Below are 18,009 nucleotides of genomic sequence, written 5' to 3'. Positions count from 1 at the left end.
ACGCATCAGGCAGGGAGACAATTGGAATGAGGACGTTTCTGTACGGCACGGCCGTTTTTGCCGTGATGGTCGTGCCGGCTGCCGCAGAGACGCGATACGACCGCAATCTCGAAAAGGCGGCCGCGGGTATAGTCGCCGGCAAGATGGGCGATATCAGGGGCGGCTTTTCCTACAAGCAGGTGCCGCAACTGGTGCCTGACGCCGCACCAGTGCCGGCTGTTCCGGTCGAGCATTCACGTGAGCAAGCGTCAGGCAATGCGGATGACGGCCTGTCTCCCGCCGTCGAGCGCCAGGTGCCGCGCGCCACATTTTAGCCCAGCCTAAAACCACATGTCGCGCACGCAACGGCCGTCGCGTGGAAGATCATCATAGGTATCGAGACCGTCGAAATGGTCGATCGGCAGATCGGCGACGTCCTCCGGCGGCGCCAGCCGCACATTGACGGCGATGCGTGTTCGACCGGAAGCATCGGCGCGCAATCCGCGCCAGGCCAGCACGCAGGCACAGGCCGGGCAAAACAGGATTTCCAGCGAAGGCGTGCCCTTTTCGGTCCGCCTGTAGCTTCTCGTCGGCCCCGCGACGCAGATCCGTTCATCGACATAGTCGTAGGCCCAGAGCACGCCGTAGCGGCGACAAAGCGTGCAGTTGCAGGCTGTGATGGATCCAGGATCGCCTTCCAGCGTCCAGTGCGTCGCCCCACAGTGACAGGTTCCGGTCAGCACTTTCGACTACCCCGTATAGACAGCAACCCCATTGTGCCGGCCCGCCGCGACGCTCGCAAGCCGCGCAGCGGCCTGACGCCCCCGCATGCTTGCGATGATGTTTCTTGTTCCCCGCCCAATGTCCTTGCCTTCGCAGCGCGCATTCGCCATGAAGGCCGATGAACTCGCCCCTGCCAGCCAGCACCCGCCAGCGGCTCGACGACCTGCTCGTCCAGCGCGGGCTGTTTGCCAGCCGCTCACGTGCCCGCGACGCCGTCGAGCGCGGCACGGTGACGATCGATGGCGCCATTGCCCGCAAGCCTGGTCAGAACGTTTCTCCGCAATGCCTTGTTGTCGTCGACGATCCGGCCCAGGGCTATGTCTCGCGCGCGGCGCTGAAACTGATCGCCGGGCTCGACCATTTCGGCCTCGATCCGGCCGGCCGCGAGGCGCTCGACATCGGCGCCTCGACCGGCGGATTCACCCAAGTGCTGCTCGAACGCGGCGCGACCCATGTCACGGCGATCGATGTCGGTCACGGCCAGATGCATCCCGATATCGGCAATGACGCGCGCGTGACGGTCATTGAAGGGCTGAACGCCCGCGATCTCTCGGCCGCCGATCTTGGCGGCCGCAATCCGCACTTCGTCGTCTCCGACGTCAGTTTCATTTCCCTGAAGCTGGCATTGCCGCCCGCGCTCGCCATTGCGAAGCCCGGTGCCGCCGCGGTCTTTCTGGTCAAGCCGCAATTTGAAGCGGGCCGCGAAGCGATCGGCAAGGGCGGTTTGTTGAAAGATCCTTTCGACGCCGCCCGTGTCGCCGGCCTGCTGCACGATTGGCTGGATGCCGTCCCGGGCTGGCGTGCGCTCGGCCTGCATCTGTCGCCGATCGAAGGGGGCGATGGCAACCGCGAATTCCTGCTCGGTGGAATAAAGGACCGATGAGCGCGCGCTTCACCATCGGCAAGCTCGGCGCGCAGGGTGACGGCGTCGCCGAGACCGAGACCGGAGAGGTCTTCATCCCGTTCACGCTGCCGGGCGAAACCGTCACCGCCGCGCGCGAAAGGGATCGCGCCGCGCTGATGGCGCTGATCGAGGCCTCGCCCCTGCGCATCGAACCCGCCTGCCGCCATTTCGGCGAGTGCGGCGGCTGCGCCCTCCAGCATCTGGAGGCGCAAGCCTATCAGCAGTGGAAGCGCGAGAAGGTCGTGCATACGCTGAGGGACATCGATTGCGAAATAGGCGATCTGGTTGCCTGCGCGCCGCATACGCGCCGCCGCGTCGTGCTCGCCGCCAGGCGCACCGAAACAGGCATGCTGCTCGGCTTCAATCGCCATCTGTCGCCCGAGATCATTTCCATCTCCGAATGCCCGATCTCGCTGCCCGGGATCGTCGGCGCGCTCGACGGCTTGAGGGCGCTCGCCGAATTGATCTGCGCCACCCCGAAATCGTTTCGGATGGCGGTCACCGTGACGGGTTCCGGCCTCGACGTGGCGGTGCATGAATCGGGCAAGCTCGGCGAAAACCAGCGACGCGTCGCTTCCAATTTTGTCATTGCGCAGGGCTTTGCCAGACTGTCCATCGATGACGAGATCGTCATCGAGCCGAAGAAGCCTGTCGTCATGTTCGGCAGCGTTGCCGTCGCGGTGCCGCCGGGCGCCTTCCTGCAGGCAACGGAGGCAGCCGAACGGACCATGGCCGATATCGTCGGCGGACATTTGAAACGTGCCAAAAAAATTGCCGATCTCTTCGCCGGCTGCGGCAGCTTCGCCCTGCGGTTGGCCGCGAGATCGGAAGTGCATGCGGTGGAAGGCGATGCGGCCGCGCTTTCGGCGCTCGATCGGGGTTCACGCTTCGCCACCGGCCTGAAACGCGTGACCGGCGAGCGCCGAGACCTGTTCCGCCGTCCGCTGACGTTCAAGGAGTTAAACGCCTTTGATGGCGTTGTCTTCGATCCGCCCCGTGCGGGCGCCGAGGATCAGTCGAAGCAGATCGCCCGCTCGGATGTTCCATTCGTTGCCGCGGTCTCGTGCAACCCGGTGACGCTCGCGCGGGATTTGCGCATCCTCATCGACGGCGGCTACGCCGTGAAAGGCGTGACGCCGATCGACCAGTTTCTGTGGTCGCCCCATGTCGAGGCGGTTGCCTTGCTGGAGAAGCCGCGGAAAAGGCGTTAGGCGCTTAGCCCTGCTCAGCGAGACTGGCTGCGTCATGCAGTCTGCCCCCGAAATCCCCAGCCAGGTTTATCGCTAAAGTTGTGGATGATCGCCACTGCAGTTGAATCTGCCCTCGAAAAAGGCATAATCCAAATTGGGATAGGGGGAGAAGATGATTTCATCGGGACTTGTTGCCGAGATTTTTGGCTCGGCTCTCATCATGGCGCTCACCGGTGCGGTGCTCGCTTGGATCTTGAGAAAATTCACGCGTATGGGGCTGGTGCCATCCTATGCGCTTGGCGTCGCGGTCATGACGTTTGTCGGCGCTGCGCTCTATGTCTCCGGCCACGATGGGACCGTCGACTACCTCAGTGCGTGGACCCAGTACGCGATCGGTGGCGTTGTCGGTTTCCTGATCCTGTACGCTACGTCGCGCCGCTCTGTGAGCAAGACCTAGCAGACTGGCCACGAGGCGGCTTCAAACCCTCGTGCCGCCGACCGTCATCTGGTCCATCCTGAGGTGCGGCTGGCCGACGCCGACCGGCACGCCCTGTCCGGCCTTGCCGCACATCCCGATGCCGTTGTCGAGCTTCATGTCGTTGCCGATCATCGAAACGCGGTGCATGGCGTCGGGTCCATTGCCGATCAGCATGGCGCCCTTGATCGGCTGCGTCACCTTGCCGTTCTCGATCATGTAGGCTTCGGTGCAGCCGAACACGAACTTTCCCGAGGTGATGTCGACCTGGCCGCCGCCGAAGGAGACGGCATAGATGCCGTTCCTGACCGAGGCGATGATCTCGTCCGGCTCAATGTCGCCCGATGTCATGTAGGTGTTGGTCATGCGCGGCATCGGCTGGTGCGCGTAGCCCTCGCGCCTGCCGTTGCCGGTGGCCCGCATGCCCATCAGCCGGGCGTTCTGGCGGTCCTGCATGTAACCGACCAGCTTGCCGTCCTCGATCAGCACGTTGCGCGCCGAAGGCGTGCCTTCGTCGTCGACGGTGAGCGACCCGCGTCGTTCCGCGATCGTGCCGTCATCGACGACGGTGACGCCCTTTGCCGCCACCTGCTGGCCCATCAGGCCGGCGAAGGCGGAAGTCTTCTTGCGGTTGAAGTCGCCTTCCAGCCCATGGCCGACGGCCTCGTGCAGCATGACGCCGGGCCAGCCGCTGGAGAGCACGATGTCGAAGGTGCCGGCCGGCGCCGGTATGGCTTCGAGATTGACCAGCGCCTGGCGCAGCGCCTCCTTGGCGGCGTGCTTCCAGCTGTCCTCGACGAGGAAGTCGCCGAACGCCTTGCGCCCGCCCATGCCGTAGGAGCCGCTTTCCTGGCGGTCGCCGTCGCCGACCACCACTGACACGTTCACCCTGACCAGCGGCCGGATGTCGCGTACCACCTGGCCGTCGGCGCGCACGATCTCGACATGCTGCCATGACGAGGTCAGCGATGCCGAGACCTGGCGCACGCGCGGATCTTCGGCGCGCAGCCAGGCGTCGATTTCCTGCAACAGCTTCGCCTTGGCCTCGAAGGAAGGCGAGGGGATAGGGTTCTCATCGCCATAGAGATAGCGGTTGGTGCGGGCGGGCGCGGTGGCAAGCGTCCCGGAATAGCCGCCCTTGACGGTTGAGACGGCGTCAGCCGCGCGTCGCAGCGAGGCCTCGGACAGGTCGCTGGAGTGGGCATAGCCGCTGGCTTCGCCGGCAACCGCGCGCAGGCCGAAACCCTGGTCGGTGTTGAAATTGGCTGTCTTCAGCCGACCATTGTCGAACATCAGCGCTTCGCTCTCGCTGTATTCGACGAACAGCTCGCCATCGTCGGCGCCGTTGATGGTCTCTGCGACGATCTCCTTGACGCGATCGTCGGAAATATCGAATTGGCCGATAAGGCTGTTCATGGCGTATGTCCGTGGATGAATGGTTATATCCGGGATGTAGGCGCGAAGCCGTGCCCAGACAATCGCCAATCGTCATTCAGATGCAGGGCGGCGGCGTCCCGGATTCATCCCAGGTCCGGAAAACCTGTCGCTGATCGGCAGATCCCGGGTCGAGGCGCGGGAGTCTACGGCAGGGCTGCAAATCCGTCGGCAAAACCCTTGAGGTCCACAGGGATGCCGATGCCTTCTTCCGGCGTCTGGAAGACGATGAACGTGGCCGACGTGCCGGTCTTCAGCGTATCGAGCAGCGGCTTCTCGAGAATGACCTCGGCGTAGCAGCCGTCCTGGAAGCAGCGCACGAAATAGGCGCGGCCGATATCCTTGCCGTCGACATTGAGGCCGAGCCCGTTGGGCAAGAGCACACCGAGCGGCGCCAGCACACGCAGGATCTCCGCCTTGTTGTCGGCGGTGCGCAGCACGACGACCGACAGTCCCATCTCCGGGCGGTCCTCGGCGACGACGTTCTGCATCATCACGCATTGTTCTGACGTGGCGCCGGCCGGTGTGTCGCAGATGATCGACCACGCGCCATGGGTCGACTTGACCGTGCCGCTCGGCTGGGCCGCGTTGGCCTGGCCGGCGGCAGACAAGCCGGCGACGGACAAGGCGGTGAGAAAGATGACCTTCGCCAAGGGGCTCGAAAGCCCAAATCCCGACAGCCAAGAGTTCATGACGGCTCCATTGCGAATCACGGCACTTTAAGCCGCGCCAAAGCCAAGTAAAGGACGAGACAGCGGCCGAGCCGCTACGAAAATGCCAATGCGGCGCTTTTCCTAGCCAATTTCGCCCGAATTACGACGCTAGGCGCGCCGGCCGGCAGGAAGCAGCCGATCCGTCGAACATAGCCGATTCGCCATGGCGGCCGCCGCCTTCAAAGATGCATTCCGGCTTGCGCGCAAAAATGCCGCACGGTTTCCTCCGCTCCTTTCTTGCGGAGGGAAAAAGAGTATGGTTTGAACCAGCTTGAGACAGTCGGGATTCCCGTCCCGGCATTGTTCGTTATTCTCGTGGACACAGCCGCGAGGAACTGGGAGACGAAGAGGGCGATGAGAAATTTCCTGGCAAACGCCAAGTTTCCAGCAAGTGCCAAGTTTCTAAGCGCTTGTGCCGTTAACACGTTTTTCGCCGGCACGGCCGCCCATGCCGATCAGCCTGTCGAGTGGGAGACGACCTTCCAGGCGCCGGCAACCGACATGATGCGCCAGATCGAGTGGTTCGGAAACTACACGATGTGGTTCATCATCCCGATCACCGCCCTGGTATTGGTCCTTCTGATCTACTGCATCGTGAAATTCCGCGCGAGCGCCAACCCGGTTCCATCCAAGACCAGCCACAACACCCTGATCGAGGTGATCTGGACTGTCGGCCCCGTCGTCGTCCTGCTCTGCCTCGCTATCCCGTCGTTCCAGCTCTTGACTGCGCAGTACACGCCGCCGGAAGAAGCCAAGCTTACCGTCAAGGCGACGGGCAACCAGTGGAACTGGGATTACGAATACCAGACCGACAACACGCTCTCGTTCAACTCGGCGATCCTCCAGGATGGCGACCGCGCCGCCGCGGGCAAGGAGGATCGCAAGGTCTATCCCCGCCTGCTTGCCGTCGACAACGAGATGGTGGTGCCCGTCCACACGATGACCCGGGTGCTCGTCACCGCGACCGACGTGATCCATTCCTTCGCCATGCCCTCCTTCGGCATCAAGATCGATGCCATTCCCGGCCGCACCAACGAGACCTGGTTCAAGGCGGAGAAGGAAGGCCTCTATTACGGCCAGTGCTCGCAGCTTTGCGGCAAGGACCATGCCTTCATGCCGATCGCCATCCGCGTCGTCTCCGACGCGCAGTTCAAGACCTGGCTGGCTGCGGCCAAGACCGATCTGCCCGGCGCCAACAAGACGCTGATGGCCGAGGTCGATGGTCAGAACAAGGTAGCGGCCGCCGGCAACTGATGCCGCTGGTTAGCAAGATTTAGGGAACGGAGCGGAACATGGCAGACGCTGCAGCTCACGACGGGCACGACCACAAGCCTTATCATGGTTGGGTGCGCTGGGTTTATTCGACCAACCACAAGGACATCGGTACGCTCTACCTGATCTTCGCGATCATGGCCGGCATCATCGGCGGCGCGCTGTCGGTCGCCATCCGCATGGAGTTGCAGGAGCCTGGCATCCAGATCTTCAGCGGTCTGGCGCAGATGGTCTACGGCATGAACGGTGACGCCGCGATCGACGGCGGCAAGAGCATGTACAACGCCTTCGCCACGGCGCACGCGCTGATCATGATCTTCTTCATGGTCATGCCGGCCCTGATCGGCGGTTTTGCCAACTGGATGGTGCCGATCATGATCGGCGCCCCGGACATGGCGTTCCCGCGCATGAACAACATCTCGTTCTGGCTGCTGCCGCCGGCTTTCATCCTGCTGCTTATCTCGATGTTCGTGCCGAGCGCGCCCGGCGCCTACGGCGTCGGCGGCGGCTGGACGCTCTATCCGCCGCTTTCGACCTCCGGTCAGCCCGGCCCGGCCATGGATCTGGCGATCCTGTCGATCCACATCGCCGGCGCGTCCTCGATCCTGGGTGCCATCAACTTCATCACCACCATCTTCAACATGCGCGCGCCAGGCATGACGCTGCACAAGATGCCGCTGTTTGCCTGGTCGGTGCTGGTCACCGCATTCCTGCTGTTGTTGTCGCTTCCGGTTCTTGCCGGCGGCATCACCATGCTGCTTACCGACCGCAATTTCGGCACGACCTTTTTCGCTCCCGATGGCGGCGGCGATCCGCTGTTGTTCCAGCACCTGTTCTGGTTCTTCGGCCATCCGGAAGTGTATATCCTGATCCTGCCGGGCTTCGGCATCATCAGCCATATCGTCTCGACCTTCTCGCGCAAGCCGGTGTTCGGCTACCTCGGCATGGCCTACGCCATGGTCGCGATCGGCGCGGTCGGCTTCATCGTCTGGGCGCACCACATGTACACGACCGGCCTGTCGCTCGACACGCAGCGCTATTTCGTCTTCGCCACCATGGTCATCGCGGTGCCGACGGGCGTGAAGATCTTCTCCTGGATCGCGACGATGTGGGGCGGATCGATATCGTTCAAGCCGCCGATGCTGTGGGCGCTGGGCTTCATCTTCCTGTTCACGATCGGTGGTGTTACCGGGGTTCAGCTGGCCAATGCCGGTCTCGACCGGTCGCTGCACGACACCTATTTCGTGATCGCGCATTTCCATTACGTGCTGTCGCTGGGGGCGGTGTTCGCCATCTTCGCCGGCTGGTACTACTGGTTCCCGAAGATGACCGGCTACATGTATTCGCCTGTCATCGCCAACACCCATTTCTGGGTCATGTTCGTCGGCGTCAACCTTGTCTTCTTCCCGCAGCACTTCCTCGGCCTTTCCGGCATGCCGCGCCGCACCATCGACTATCCGGACGCGTTTGCGGGCTGGAACATGGTGTCGTCCTACGGTTCGTATATTTCGGCTGTCGGCGTGGTGATCTTCCTCTATGGCGTGTTCGAAGCCTTCCAGAAGAAGCGGATCGCTGGCGCCAATCCATGGGGCGAGGGCGCAACGACGCTGGAATGGCAGCTGCCTTCGCCGCCGCCGTTCCACCAGTGGGAGCAGCTGCCGAAGATCAAATAAGGCGGCAGCCCGGAATCGAAACCGCCGGCCTGCCGGCGGTTTCGGCCAAACGGAATATGGATTTGAGTACGCATGGCCCTTGTCGACGAAACCAGCATTGACGAAGCGGGCTTCCGCATGTCGGAAGCGACGGCGGGTGATTTCTTCGCCCTCCTGAAGCCGCGCGTCATGTCGCTGGTGGTGTTCACCGCCTTTGTCGGACTGGTCGCGGCACCCGTGACCATCAATCCGCTGCTGGCGGTGATCGCGATCCTGGCTATTGCCATTGGGGCTGGTGCCTCCGGCGCGCTCAACATGTGGTACGATGCCGATATCGACGCGGTGATGACGCGCACTGCCACCCGCCCGGTGCCGGCCGGCCGCATCCAGCCCCACGAGGCGTTGAGCTTTGGGTTGGTGCTTTCGGTTTTGTCGGTGATGACGCTCGGCGTACTGGTCAACTGGCTGTCGGCGGCGCTGCTGGCCTTCACCATCTTCTTCTATGCCGTCGTCTACACGATGTGGCTGAAGCGCTGGACGCCGCAGAACATCGTCATTGGCGGTGCTGCCGGCGCCATTCCACCCGTCATCGGCTGGGCCGCGGTGACCGGCACGGTCAGCCTGGAGAGCGTCGTCCTGTTCCTCATCATCTTCCTGTGGACGCCGCCGCATTTCTGGGCGCTGGCGCTGTTCAAGTCGCAGGATTATGAACGCGCCGGCATCCCGATGATGCCCAATGTCGCCGGCCCGGCGTCGACCCGCCGCCAGATCTTCGCCTATGCTCTGGTGCTGGCCCCGGTCGGTGTGCTGCCGTGGCTGCTTGGCTACACCACGCCGTTCTATGGCGTGGCTGCCCTGCTGCTCGGGCTCGGCTTTGTCTGGTATGCGTGGAAAGTGCTTGGCATGGCCGACGACGATCGCGCGATGAAGCCAGCCAAGGCGTTGTTCGGCTATTCGCTGCTCTATCTCTTCGCCATCTTCGCCGTCTATCTCGCCGATAGCGTCGTCGAACGTGCACTCGCGGTGGGTGGAGCATGAGCATGATCGAAGACAAGCTCGAAACGGTCACCTTGACCGAGCGCCAGCGGAAGGCCCGGCGCAACCGCTCGGTCGCCATCGGCGTGGCCTTGGCCGTGCTGGTCGTTATCTTCTATATCGCGACGATCGTGAAGTTCGGTCATAACCTCTCTGGCACGATGTGAGGCAGGAGATGGGTGTCGACACGAGCGCCAAACCGGCCAGGAACAACAGCAACCGCCTTGTGGCGGCCGTCTGCCTTGCCTTCTTCACCGGCATGATCGGCATGGCCTATGCCGCGGTGCCGCTCTACAAGATGTTCTGCCAGGCGACAGGCTATGGCGGCACGACGCAACGCGTCGAGAAGCAATATGCCGGCCGCGTGCTCGATCGCGAGATCACCGTCCGCTTCGATGCCAATATCGCCGGCGTGCCGTGGGATTTCCAGCCGGTCCAGCGCTCGATGACCATGAAGATCGGCGAAACGGTGCAGGCGCACTATCAGGCGACCAACAAGTTCGATCGCCCCATCACAGGCCGTGCCACCTTCAATGTCCAGCCTGAACTGGCGGGGCCCTACTTCAACAAGGTCGAATGCTTCTGCTTCACCGACACGACGCTGAAGCCTGGCGAAACGCTTGACATGCCGGTCCTGTTCTACGTGGACCCCGATATCGTCAACGTGCCGGAACTGAAGGACGTGAAGACGATCACCCTGTCCTACACGATGTTTCCGGTCGAGAAGAACAAGCCGGTCGCATCGTCGGAGCCGGTCCGGGGCAACAGCAAGACAATTTCAAATACCGAAGGAAATCTCGGGGGTTGATATGGCAGACGCGCACGCAAAACATCACGACTATCATCTCGTCGACCCGAGCCCGTGGCCTTTCCTGGGATCGATAGGGGCTCTCGTCACCGCCTTTGGCGGCGTTTGCCTCATGGAATACCTGAAGGGCGGCTCATTCCCGATCTTCGGCTTCAACATCGCCAATCCGTGGCTGTTCTTCATCGGCCTCGCGATCGTCCTCTACACCATGTTCGCCTGGTGGTCGGACACCATCAAGGAAGCGCATGAGGGCCATCACACGCGGGTCGTGTCGTTGCATCTGCGCTACGGCATGATCATGTTCATCGCCTCCGAGGTGATGTTCTTCGTCGCCTGGTTCTGGGCCTATTTCGACGCCAGCCTGTTTCCGGGCGAAGCCCACCAATATGCCCGCACCGCGTTCACCGGTGGCGTCTGGCCGCCGAAGGGCATGGAGGTTCTCGATCCTTTCCATCTGCCGCTCTACAACACCGTGATCCTGCTGCTGTCGGGCACCACGGTCACCTGGGCGCACCACTCCCTAATCCACGGCGATCGCAAGGGGCTGATCAACGGCCTGGTGCTGACCGTCGGCCTCGGCATGCTGTTCACCATGGTGCAGGCCTACGAGTACATGCACGCTCCGTTCGCCTTCAAGGATTCCATCTACGGCGCCACCTTCTTCATGGCGACCGGCTTCCACGGTTTCCATGTCATCATCGGCACCATCTTTCTGCTGGTTTGCCTGATCCGGGCCATGAAGGGCGATTTCACGCCCAAGCAGCATTTCGGTTTCGAGGCTGCCGCATGGTACTGGCATTTCGTCGACGTGGTCTGGCTGTTCCTGTTCGCCTCGATCTACGTCTGGGGGTCGGTCGGCGCGGTGATCGAAGCCCACTGATGCCGGTCTGATGAGTTTGAAGGGGCGGCTGCGGCGACGTGGTCGCCTTCTTCTTTTCGGTGGAATACAATCCGGGCGGTTGCGAGGGCGCACAGCGTCGACGCCGGCAGCATGATCATGATCACGGCCAGCCGAACGGATTCGGCGGCTGCTTCAATTGGTCGGCTGGACCGACGGCGGCATTGCCGTTAGGGACTCCGGCATGGACGAAGCCTGCGCAGTGGTGGTCGATGGGAGACCCATCGGGATTGAGCGGTAAGCGATGAGCGACGACGCTTCGAGGAGTGAAGATAGGGCGATCTGGCCTCCGATCGACCCGATTTCGGCGGGCCTGCATGGACGCTGCCCACGCTGCGGCGAGGGGCGGCTGTTTTCCGGCTTTCTCACGGTAGGCAAACGCTGCACCAGTTGCGGTCTCGATTATTCCTATGCCGATGCCGGCGACGGGCCCGCGGTTTTCGTCATCCTGATCATCGGCTTCCTCATCGTCGGCCTGGCGCTCTGGGTCGAAGTGACGCTGAGCCCGCCGCTCTGGCTGCATCTGCTGGTCTGGATCCCGCTGGCGCTGGTGCTGTGCCTGACGGCGCTCCGGCTGATCAAGGGGGTGCTGCTCACGCTGCAGTACCGCAACAAGGCGGCCGAGGGCCGGCTGGATCGCGGCGAATGACCGACATGTCCGCCAAAGACGGCGGTCGTTCGCGGCCAGGATCGGTATTGCTGCTCGGCATTGGCCTCGTCCTGCTCCTGATCCTGCTGGCGCTCGGCACCTGGCAGGTCCAGCGCCTGCACTGGAAGGAGGGTCTTCTCCAGACCATCGACCAGCGCACCCACTCGCCGCCGCTCCCGCTGGCCGAGGTGGAGAAACAATTCGCCTCGACCGGGGACGTCGACTACACGCCGGTGACGGTGACCGGCACGTTCCTGCATTCGGGCGAGCGGCATTTCTACGCGACATGGGAAGGCGAAGCCGGCTTCAACGTCTACACGCCGCTGGCCCTCGACGATGGCCGCTTCGTTCTGATCAATCGCGGTTTCGTGCCATACGATCTGAAGGATGCCGCCAAGCGCGCCAAGGGACAGGTCGCGGGCAAGGTGACGGTCACCGGCCTCGCTCGCAATCCGCTGCCGGAGAAGCCGTCGATGATGCTTCCCGACAATGATGTTCCGAAGAACATCTTCTACTGGAAGGACCGCGACGCAATGGCGGCGAGCGCCGGCCTGCCGGCGAGCGCCAAGCTGGTGCCAATCTTCATCGACGCCGACAAGACGCCCAATCCGGGCGGTTTGCCCATCGGCGGTGTCACCATAATCGACCTGCCGAACAGCCATCTGCAATATGCCGTGACCTGGTATGGGCTTGCCGCCGCGCTTGCCGCCGTTCTCATCCTGCGGCTTCGCAGGCCAGCGAAAGAGGAATGAGCGCGACCGACCTGCTTGAAGGGCCATCGCCCTTGACAGGACGGGGGTAGGCACCTCATTTCGGCTCTGATCAAACGGCCCGGATTCATGCTTCAGACCACCACAAAGCTTCCTCTGACGATCCGCCTCTGCCAGCCGCGCGGTTTTTGCGCCGGCGTCGACCGTGCTATCCAGATCGTCGTGCTGGCGCTGAAGAAATATGGCGCGCCGGTGTATGTCCGCCACGAGATCGTGCACAACCGCTATGTCGTTGAAGGGCTGCAAAGCCTTGGCGCCGTGTTTATCGAGGAACTTTCCGAGATTCCGGCAGAACATCGGCAGTCGCCCGTCGTCTTTTCTGCGCATGGCGTGCCGAAGTCGGTACCGGCGGATGCCCAGGCGCGCAATTTGTTCTATCTAGACGCCACCTGCCCATTGGTCTCGAAGGTCCACAAGCAGGCGATGCGCCACCAGCGGCTCGGCCGCCACGTGCTCCTGATCGGCCATGCCGGACATCCCGAGGTGATCGGCACCATGGGACAATTGCCGGAAGGCGCGGTAACGCTGATCGAGACCGAAGCCGATGCCGCGAGGCTTGCGCCGGCGGACCCGAAGGCGCTCGGCTTCGTCACCCAGACCACGCTTTCGGTCGAAGACACGGCCGGCATCATCCGGGCGCTGCAGGACCGCTTTCCCGAACTGCAGGCGCCGGCGGCGGAATCGATCTGTTATGCCACCACGAACCGCCAGGAAGCGGTCAAGGACACTGCCGCGGGCGCCGATCTCTACCTGATCGTCGGCGCGCCCAATTCGTCCAATTCGCGGCGTCTTGTCGAAGTGGCCGAGCGTGCGGGGGCTGCGATGTCGCTTCTGGTGCAGCGTGCCGCCGAGATTCCGTGGGACGACATCGGCGACATCTCGACGCTCGGTTTGTCGGCGGGGGCGTCGGCGCCGGAGATCATCGTCGACGAGATCATCGATGCGTTCCGCCAGCGCTTCGATGTCACGATCGACCTGGCCATCACGGCCACTGAAACGGAGGATTTTCCCGTCATGCGGGTACTGCGCGATGTCGAACTGACGGCGGCCGACATGGCTTTCGTCAACGGGGCGCCGTAAGGCACATGGCGGTCTACACCGACGTTGCGGAAGGCGAACTCGGCGCATTCCTGAAGCACTATCCGGTCGGCGATCTCCTGTCTTACAAGGGCATCGCGGAGGGCACCGAGAATTCGAATTTTTTGCTGCACACCTCCAGCGGCTCCTACATCCTGACGCTCTATGAAAGACGGGTGGAGAAGGCGGATCTGCCGTTTTTCCTGGGGTTAATGGGCCATCTCGCCAAAAAGGGCGTGTCCTGCCCGCTGCCGGTAACCGCGCATGACGGCAGCGTCATCGGCACGCTGGCGGGCCGGCCAGCCGTCATCATCACTTTCCTCGAGGGTCTCTCGCTTCGGCGACCGACAGCGATCCACTGCGCCGAGGTCGGCAAGGCGCTGGCCGCCCTGCACCTGGCCGGAGCCGATTTTCCGATGACCCGCCCCAATGCGCTCGCCATCGACGGCTGGCGCAAGCTCTGGTCGGCAGCTCGCGACCGTGCCGATGAAGTCGAGCCGGGCCTTGCGGCCGAAGTTGATGCCGACTTCGCCGATTTCGAGCGGAATTGGCCGAAGGGTCTCCCGGAAGGCATCATCCATGCCGATCTTTTCCCGGACAACGTGTTCTTTCTCGGCGAGAAGCTCTCCGGCCTGATTGATTTTTATTTCGCTTGCAACGACCTCTACGCCTATGACGTCGCCACCTGCCTGAACGCCTGGTGCTTCGAGAAGGATTTTTCCTTCAATCTCACCAAGGGCAAGGCGTTGCTTGCCGGCTACCAGGGTGTGCGGCCTCTGAGTGATCAGGAAAAGGCAGCACTTCCGATGCTGGCACGGGGCTCGGCGCTGCGTTTCATGCTGACCCGGCTGTATGACTGGCTGACCGTTCCCGATGGCGGGCTGGTGATGAAACGCGATCCAACCGAATACATCAGGAGAATGCGGTTTCATCGGACGATCAAATCTGCTTCGGAATATGGACTGGCATGAGCAAACACGTTGAGATCTTCACCGATGGTGCCTGTTCGGGCAATCCCGGCCCGGGCGGCTGGGGCGCGATCCTGCGCTTCAATGGCGCCACCAAGGAACTATCGGGTGGCGAGGCCGAGACGACCAACAACCGCATGGAATTGCTTGCCGCCATCTCGGCGCTGAACGCGCTCAGGGAACCTTGCACGGTCGATCTTCACACCGACAGCAAATATGTCATGGACGGCATTTCAAAGTGGATCCATGGCTGGAAGAAGAACGGCTGGAAGACCGCCGACAAGAAGCCGGTCAAGAACGGCGAGCTCTGGCAGGCGCTCGATGAGGCCAACCGGCGTCACAAGGTTACCTGGATCTGGGTCAAGGGCCATGCCGGCCATATCGAGAACGAACGCGCGGACGAGCTTGCTCGTGAGGGCATGGCGCCATTCAAGAAGGGCCCGGTCACGCTTGTTTCTACCCCACCCAAGCCGGTCGCGCAGTCCAAGCAGCCGGCGGTGGCAAAGGCGCGGCGTTCGACCCAAAGCTATTGAAATTCCGGGGCGGCGCCATCCCCAGGCTGGGATCTCTATCATGCCGGTCCTGCACCATGTGACGCATCCCCAGGTTCAGGTGGACGCCAAGATTCCGGTACCGGGATGGGGCCTGCCCGATGTTGGACGCGCGAGAGTGATTGCAATACTGGCTGCTTTAACCAACGCCAGCGGGCGTGCGCATAGAGCCCATAACGTTGCAGTTGCTCCGGGATGGGAGTAATATTTCCTACCAAAGAGCAATGAAGGAACCGGCATGGCGAATGTGGAAAAAATGAGCATTGCGGTGACGCCGCAGCAGGCAGCCGTCATGCGAGAGGCGGTGGAAGCGGGCGAGTATGCCACTGCAAGCGAGATTGTGCGGGAAGCAGTGCGAGATTGGCTGGCCAAACGCGAACTGCGGCATGACGATATCCACCGGCTGAGGCAGCTGTGGGATGAAGGCAAGGCAAGCGGAAGACCCGAGCCTGTGGATTTCGACGAGCTGCGAAAGGAAGCTCGGCGAAAGCTGACGGACGTCTCGCCGAATGGCCGTTAGGCTAGTCTGGTCACCCGCAGCTAGAGCGGACCTCATCGACATCTACATGATGATCGGCAGCGAAAACATACGGGCAGCCGATCGTTATTATGATCGGCTGGAGGCGCGAGCCATGCAACTGGCAGACCAGCCGCGCATGAGAATTAGACGACCGGACATTAGGTCGTCCGCACGAATGCTGGTGGAGACGCCGTTTTTACTGCTCTACGAAACAATTCCGGACACCGACGATGGCCCTGTTGAGCAAGTTGAAATCGTCCGGGTTGTGGATGGACGGCGAGATTTGAACCGCTTGTTCTAGCCATTCACCGGATCAACAGTGCGGTGCCCCAAAGCCCGAGGGCGAACACGGTATGTGACACCAGGTTGAGCGCCCGTACCTTCATCGGGTTGGGCCGCTTCGATGCTGCCCAGCCCGCGCCCATGCCGGGCGCCAGCAGGAACCAGCCGGCGCCGACGGTGACGATGCCGAGGATGAAAGCAGGCAGGAAGGTCGGCGCGACAAGCCAGCTCGCTCCGGCCACGACGACAAGGATGATGCCGTAGACGATGCCGACGAAGTAATGGAAAGCCCAGCCCAGCACCTGCTCATGCGCGTACGGCGCAGCCTCGCCGATATCGTCGTGGAAAACCTTGTCGCGGAGGTGCCATACCCAGCGCCCGACCGGTCCCCAGTTCGGCCGCGGCTGGCCGAACGCCTTGTGCAGGAACAGGGCCCAGATATCCATCAGCAGCGTGGCGCCGATGCCAATCGCGACGGCGCGCCAGAAGATGTCAAACATCGTTGGAATCCCCCCAAAAGTCAGGCAGTTCCGGGGCGCGGTCGCTTGTCGGCGAGGCCTGGCGCCGCGGCCCCGCCTAACGGCCGCTGAAGCTTACAGCTGTCCCAGAATATGTGCCGCGCCGGATTCATCGACGCCGGGCTTGGTCTCGACATTGAGGGCGGTGACCTTGCCGTCATCGACGATCATCGAAAACCGCTTCGACCGAAGACCCATGCCGCCGCCGGAGAAGTCGGCGTCGAGGCCGATCGCCTTGGCGAAGTCGCCATTGCCGTCGGCGAGGAACAGGATCTTGCCTTCACCGCCGGTGAAGCGCGCCCAGGCCCCCATGACATGGACGTCGTTGACCGAAACGACGGCTATCGTATCGACGCCGCGCACCAGGATGGCGTCGCGGTTCTCCAGATAGCCGGGCAAATGATTGTTGCTGCAGGTCGGCGTGAAGGCGCCTGGCACAGCAAACAGCACGACCTTCTTTCCTGCAAAAATCTCGGCCGTCGTGATCGGCTTGGGACCGTCGGCGGTCATCGTCTTGAACGTCGTATCGGGCAGTCTGTCGCCAGCGAAAATGGACATGGGTTCCTCGTTTGCGAGAATGGGGAAGGACGTGGCCTTGGGTAGCGAACTATGCGGTTTCCCGCAACCATCGCGGAGGGCTGGATCAAGGGAAAGGCAGAAGCCCTTCGACCGCGCCTGCCGAACTCGTCAGCGTATAGTGTAGTCCGCCATCCGTGGGTGTCGTCGAGGGCCGGTCGAGGATCGGCACGGTGAAGATCAGCTTGCCGTCCTTCTGGCTGCGGGCCGGCGAACCGAACATGTAGTCGCGGTCTCCTGCGACGAAGAAGTCCGCCGCTTCCGGATCGCCGGGAAAGCTCGCCTCCACAACCAGCGTTTCATGGTCGCCCGGCAGCACGTTGATGCCGAAGTCGGATCTTGCCGGCGCGGGCAAGGCGGCGAAGCTCGCCTTGACCAGCTCCGCGTCCTCGGCATTATCCGGGTCGGAGCCGGGGTCGACGGTCAGCCGCGTCTGCACAGGGATGCAGATCGTCTCGCAAATGCCGAGGAAAATGTCGGCGTCGATGACGGACGGATCCTTCGCGGCCGACAGCGTGAACGTCACCGGCAGCGAGACCGGATAGTCGTAGCCCGCCCATTTGCCGTAGCCGTCGTCATGACGCTTCGGCGCCGGGAAGGAAAGGCTGGCATCGGAAATGTTGGTGCTGGCCGAGATATCGAGTTGCGGCGGCACGCCCGCGTCGCCCGGGTCGCGCCAATAAGTCTTCCAGCCAGGCTTGAGCGCTATGTCGAGAACGCCCCGGATGCGGCCGGCATCGTCGGGCTTGCCGCTCGTCACCAGCCGTACCTTGCCGCCTTCGCTGTTGTACCAGGCGGACGAGGAGGCGGCGGCTGGGAGTGTGATTGCCGATCCGACAGCGGCGCCGAGCAACAGGATTTTCAAGCTTTGCATGGTGGTGATTTGATCGTCCGTTCATGGCCGTGCAATGATTTCATGGTCTTGCCGGTATCATATTTGCGTGACCTTTGCCGC

At 62.7% G+C, this 18,009-nt stretch carries 23 protein-coding genes; 17 read left to right on the top strand and 6 right to left on the bottom strand.

The window, feature by feature from the left end:
• Window positions 1-26: 26 nt before the first annotated feature.
• Window positions 27-314, top strand: coding sequence for a hypothetical protein (locus FJ964_RS14750; RefSeq protein WP_140551050.1), 288 nt, complete (start codon window positions 27-29; stop codon window positions 312-314).
• Between the two features lie 6 nt (window positions 315-320).
• Here FJ964_RS14750 and FJ964_RS14745 read toward each other — a convergent pair whose 3' ends face one another.
• A complete protein-coding gene (locus FJ964_RS14745) occupies window positions 321-722 on the bottom strand; it encodes a GFA family protein (protein WP_140551049.1) in 402 nt (133 codons plus the stop codon).
• Between the two features lie 158 nt (window positions 723-880).
• Here FJ964_RS14745 and FJ964_RS14740 point away from each other — a divergent pair, with 158 nt between their 5' ends.
• The 3 genes from FJ964_RS14740 (at window position 881) to FJ964_RS14730 (ending at window position 3,313) form a co-directional block, all read left to right on the top strand.
• A complete protein-coding gene (locus tag FJ964_RS14740; RefSeq protein WP_140551048.1) occupies window positions 881-1,645 on the top strand; it encodes a TlyA family RNA methyltransferase in 765 nt (254 codons plus the stop codon).
• Window positions 1,642-2,877 carry a class I SAM-dependent RNA methyltransferase gene (locus tag FJ964_RS14735; protein WP_140551047.1) on the top strand — a complete coding sequence of 412 codons (1,236 nt, stop codon included), beginning with the start codon at window positions 1,642-1,644 and terminating at the stop codon, window positions 2,875-2,877. Before FJ964_RS14740 ends, FJ964_RS14735 begins: the two co-directional genes overlap by 4 nt.
• A gap of 151 nt (window positions 2,878-3,028) precedes the next feature.
• Window positions 3,029-3,313 (top strand): hypothetical protein, encoded by a 285-nt coding sequence (locus FJ964_RS14730; RefSeq protein WP_140551046.1) that lies wholly within the window; start codon window positions 3,029-3,031, stop codon window positions 3,311-3,313.
• A 21-nt stretch (window positions 3,314-3,334) separates the two neighbouring features.
• Here the strand turns inward: FJ964_RS14730 and tldD are convergent, their stop codons facing one another.
• Window positions 3,335-4,747: a metalloprotease TldD gene (gene tldD / locus FJ964_RS14725; protein WP_140551045.1), complete on the bottom strand. Its 1,413-nt coding sequence runs from the start codon at window positions 4,745-4,747 to the stop codon at window positions 3,335-3,337.
• A gap of 164 nt (window positions 4,748-4,911) precedes the next feature.
• Window positions 4,912-5,457, bottom strand: a complete 546-nt coding sequence (locus FJ964_RS14720) for an invasion associated locus B family protein (RefSeq protein WP_140551044.1) — start codon at window positions 5,455-5,457, stop codon at window positions 4,912-4,914.
• Between the two features lie 258 nt (window positions 5,458-5,715).
• Between FJ964_RS14720 and coxB the strand changes: the two genes are divergently transcribed.
• From coxB to FJ964_RS14645, 13 genes are all read left to right on the top strand, one after another.
• Window positions 5,716-6,732: a cytochrome c oxidase subunit II gene (gene coxB / locus FJ964_RS14715; protein WP_181172477.1), complete on the top strand. Its 1,017-nt coding sequence runs from the start codon at window positions 5,716-5,718 to the stop codon at window positions 6,730-6,732.
• A 38-nt stretch (window positions 6,733-6,770) separates the two neighbouring features.
• Complete coding sequence (gene ctaD / locus FJ964_RS14710; protein ID WP_140551042.1) at window positions 6,771-8,423, top strand: cytochrome c oxidase subunit I; 1,653 nt, start codon at window positions 6,771-6,773, stop codon at window positions 8,421-8,423.
• A 72-nt stretch (window positions 8,424-8,495) separates the two neighbouring features.
• Window positions 8,496-9,440, top strand: coding sequence for a heme o synthase (locus tag FJ964_RS14705; RefSeq protein ID WP_140551041.1), 945 nt, complete (start codon window positions 8,496-8,498; stop codon window positions 9,438-9,440).
• Between the two features lie 2 nt (window positions 9,441-9,442).
• Complete coding sequence (locus FJ964_RS14700) at window positions 9,443-9,604, top strand: hypothetical protein (RefSeq protein ID WP_140494968.1); 162 nt, start codon at window positions 9,443-9,445, stop codon at window positions 9,602-9,604.
• An 8-nt stretch (window positions 9,605-9,612) separates the two neighbouring features.
• On the top strand, window positions 9,613-10,245 hold the full coding sequence (locus tag FJ964_RS14695; protein ID WP_140551040.1) for a cytochrome c oxidase assembly protein: 633 nt from the start codon (window positions 9,613-9,615) through the stop codon (window positions 10,243-10,245).
• Window position 10,246: 1 nt separating this feature from the next.
• A complete protein-coding gene (locus tag FJ964_RS14690; RefSeq protein ID WP_140551039.1) occupies window positions 10,247-11,125 on the top strand; it encodes a cytochrome c oxidase subunit 3 in 879 nt (292 codons plus the stop codon).
• A 262-nt stretch (window positions 11,126-11,387) separates the two neighbouring features.
• The gene (locus FJ964_RS14680; protein WP_140551038.1) at window positions 11,388-11,792 is read left to right on the top strand and encodes a DUF983 domain-containing protein; all 405 of its coding nucleotides are present in this window, start codon (window positions 11,388-11,390) and stop codon (window positions 11,790-11,792) included.
• Window positions 11,789-12,544, top strand: a complete 756-nt coding sequence (locus FJ964_RS14675; protein ID WP_181172476.1) for an SURF1 family protein — start codon at window positions 11,789-11,791, stop codon at window positions 12,542-12,544. Before FJ964_RS14680 ends, FJ964_RS14675 begins: the two co-directional genes overlap by 4 nt.
• 87 nt (window positions 12,545-12,631) lie before the next feature.
• Window positions 12,632-13,642 (top strand): 4-hydroxy-3-methylbut-2-enyl diphosphate reductase, encoded by a 1,011-nt coding sequence (ispH, locus tag FJ964_RS14670; RefSeq protein WP_140551037.1) that lies wholly within the window; start codon window positions 12,632-12,634, stop codon window positions 13,640-13,642.
• Between the two features lie 5 nt (window positions 13,643-13,647).
• Complete coding sequence (locus tag FJ964_RS14665; RefSeq protein ID WP_140551036.1) at window positions 13,648-14,610, top strand: homoserine kinase; 963 nt, start codon at window positions 13,648-13,650, stop codon at window positions 14,608-14,610.
• Entirely contained in the window at window positions 14,607-15,140 is a 534-nt protein-coding gene (gene rnhA / locus FJ964_RS14660) for a ribonuclease HI (RefSeq protein ID WP_140551035.1), read from the top strand. Before FJ964_RS14665 ends, rnhA begins: the two co-directional genes overlap by 4 nt.
• Before the next feature lie 256 nt (window positions 15,141-15,396).
• Window positions 15,397-15,678 (top strand): type II toxin-antitoxin system ParD family antitoxin, encoded by a 282-nt coding sequence (locus FJ964_RS14650; RefSeq protein WP_140551034.1) that lies wholly within the window; start codon window positions 15,397-15,399, stop codon window positions 15,676-15,678.
• A complete protein-coding gene (locus FJ964_RS14645; protein ID WP_140551033.1) occupies window positions 15,668-15,979 on the top strand; it encodes a type II toxin-antitoxin system RelE/ParE family toxin in 312 nt (103 codons plus the stop codon). Before FJ964_RS14650 ends, FJ964_RS14645 begins: the two co-directional genes overlap by 11 nt.
• A gap of 4 nt (window positions 15,980-15,983) precedes the next feature.
• Here the strand turns inward: FJ964_RS14645 and FJ964_RS14640 are convergent, their stop codons facing one another.
• The 3 genes from FJ964_RS14640 to FJ964_RS14630 all read right to left on the bottom strand — a co-directional run bounded on the left by FJ964_RS14640 (window position 15,984) and on the right by FJ964_RS14630 (window position 17,928).
• On the bottom strand, window positions 15,984-16,460 hold the full coding sequence (locus FJ964_RS14640; protein ID WP_140551032.1) for a DUF2938 domain-containing protein: 477 nt from the start codon (window positions 16,458-16,460) through the stop codon (window positions 15,984-15,986).
• 93 nt (window positions 16,461-16,553) lie between these two features.
• The gene (locus tag FJ964_RS14635; RefSeq protein WP_140551031.1) at window positions 16,554-17,036 is read right to left on the bottom strand and encodes a peroxiredoxin; all 483 of its coding nucleotides are present in this window, start codon (window positions 17,034-17,036) and stop codon (window positions 16,554-16,556) included.
• A gap of 85 nt (window positions 17,037-17,121) precedes the next feature.
• On the bottom strand, window positions 17,122-17,928 hold the full coding sequence (locus FJ964_RS14630) for a protein-disulfide reductase DsbD domain-containing protein (RefSeq protein ID WP_140551030.1): 807 nt from the start codon (window positions 17,926-17,928) through the stop codon (window positions 17,122-17,124).
• Window positions 17,929-18,009 lie beyond the last annotated feature (81 nt).

The organism is Mesorhizobium sp. B2-3-2 (genome assembly GCF_006442295.1).
Lineage (GTDB): Bacteria > Pseudomonadota > Alphaproteobacteria > Rhizobiales > Rhizobiaceae > Mesorhizobium.
Note: the sequence above shows the minus strand (reverse complement) of the source record. Positions and strands in the feature narration are given on the sequence as shown.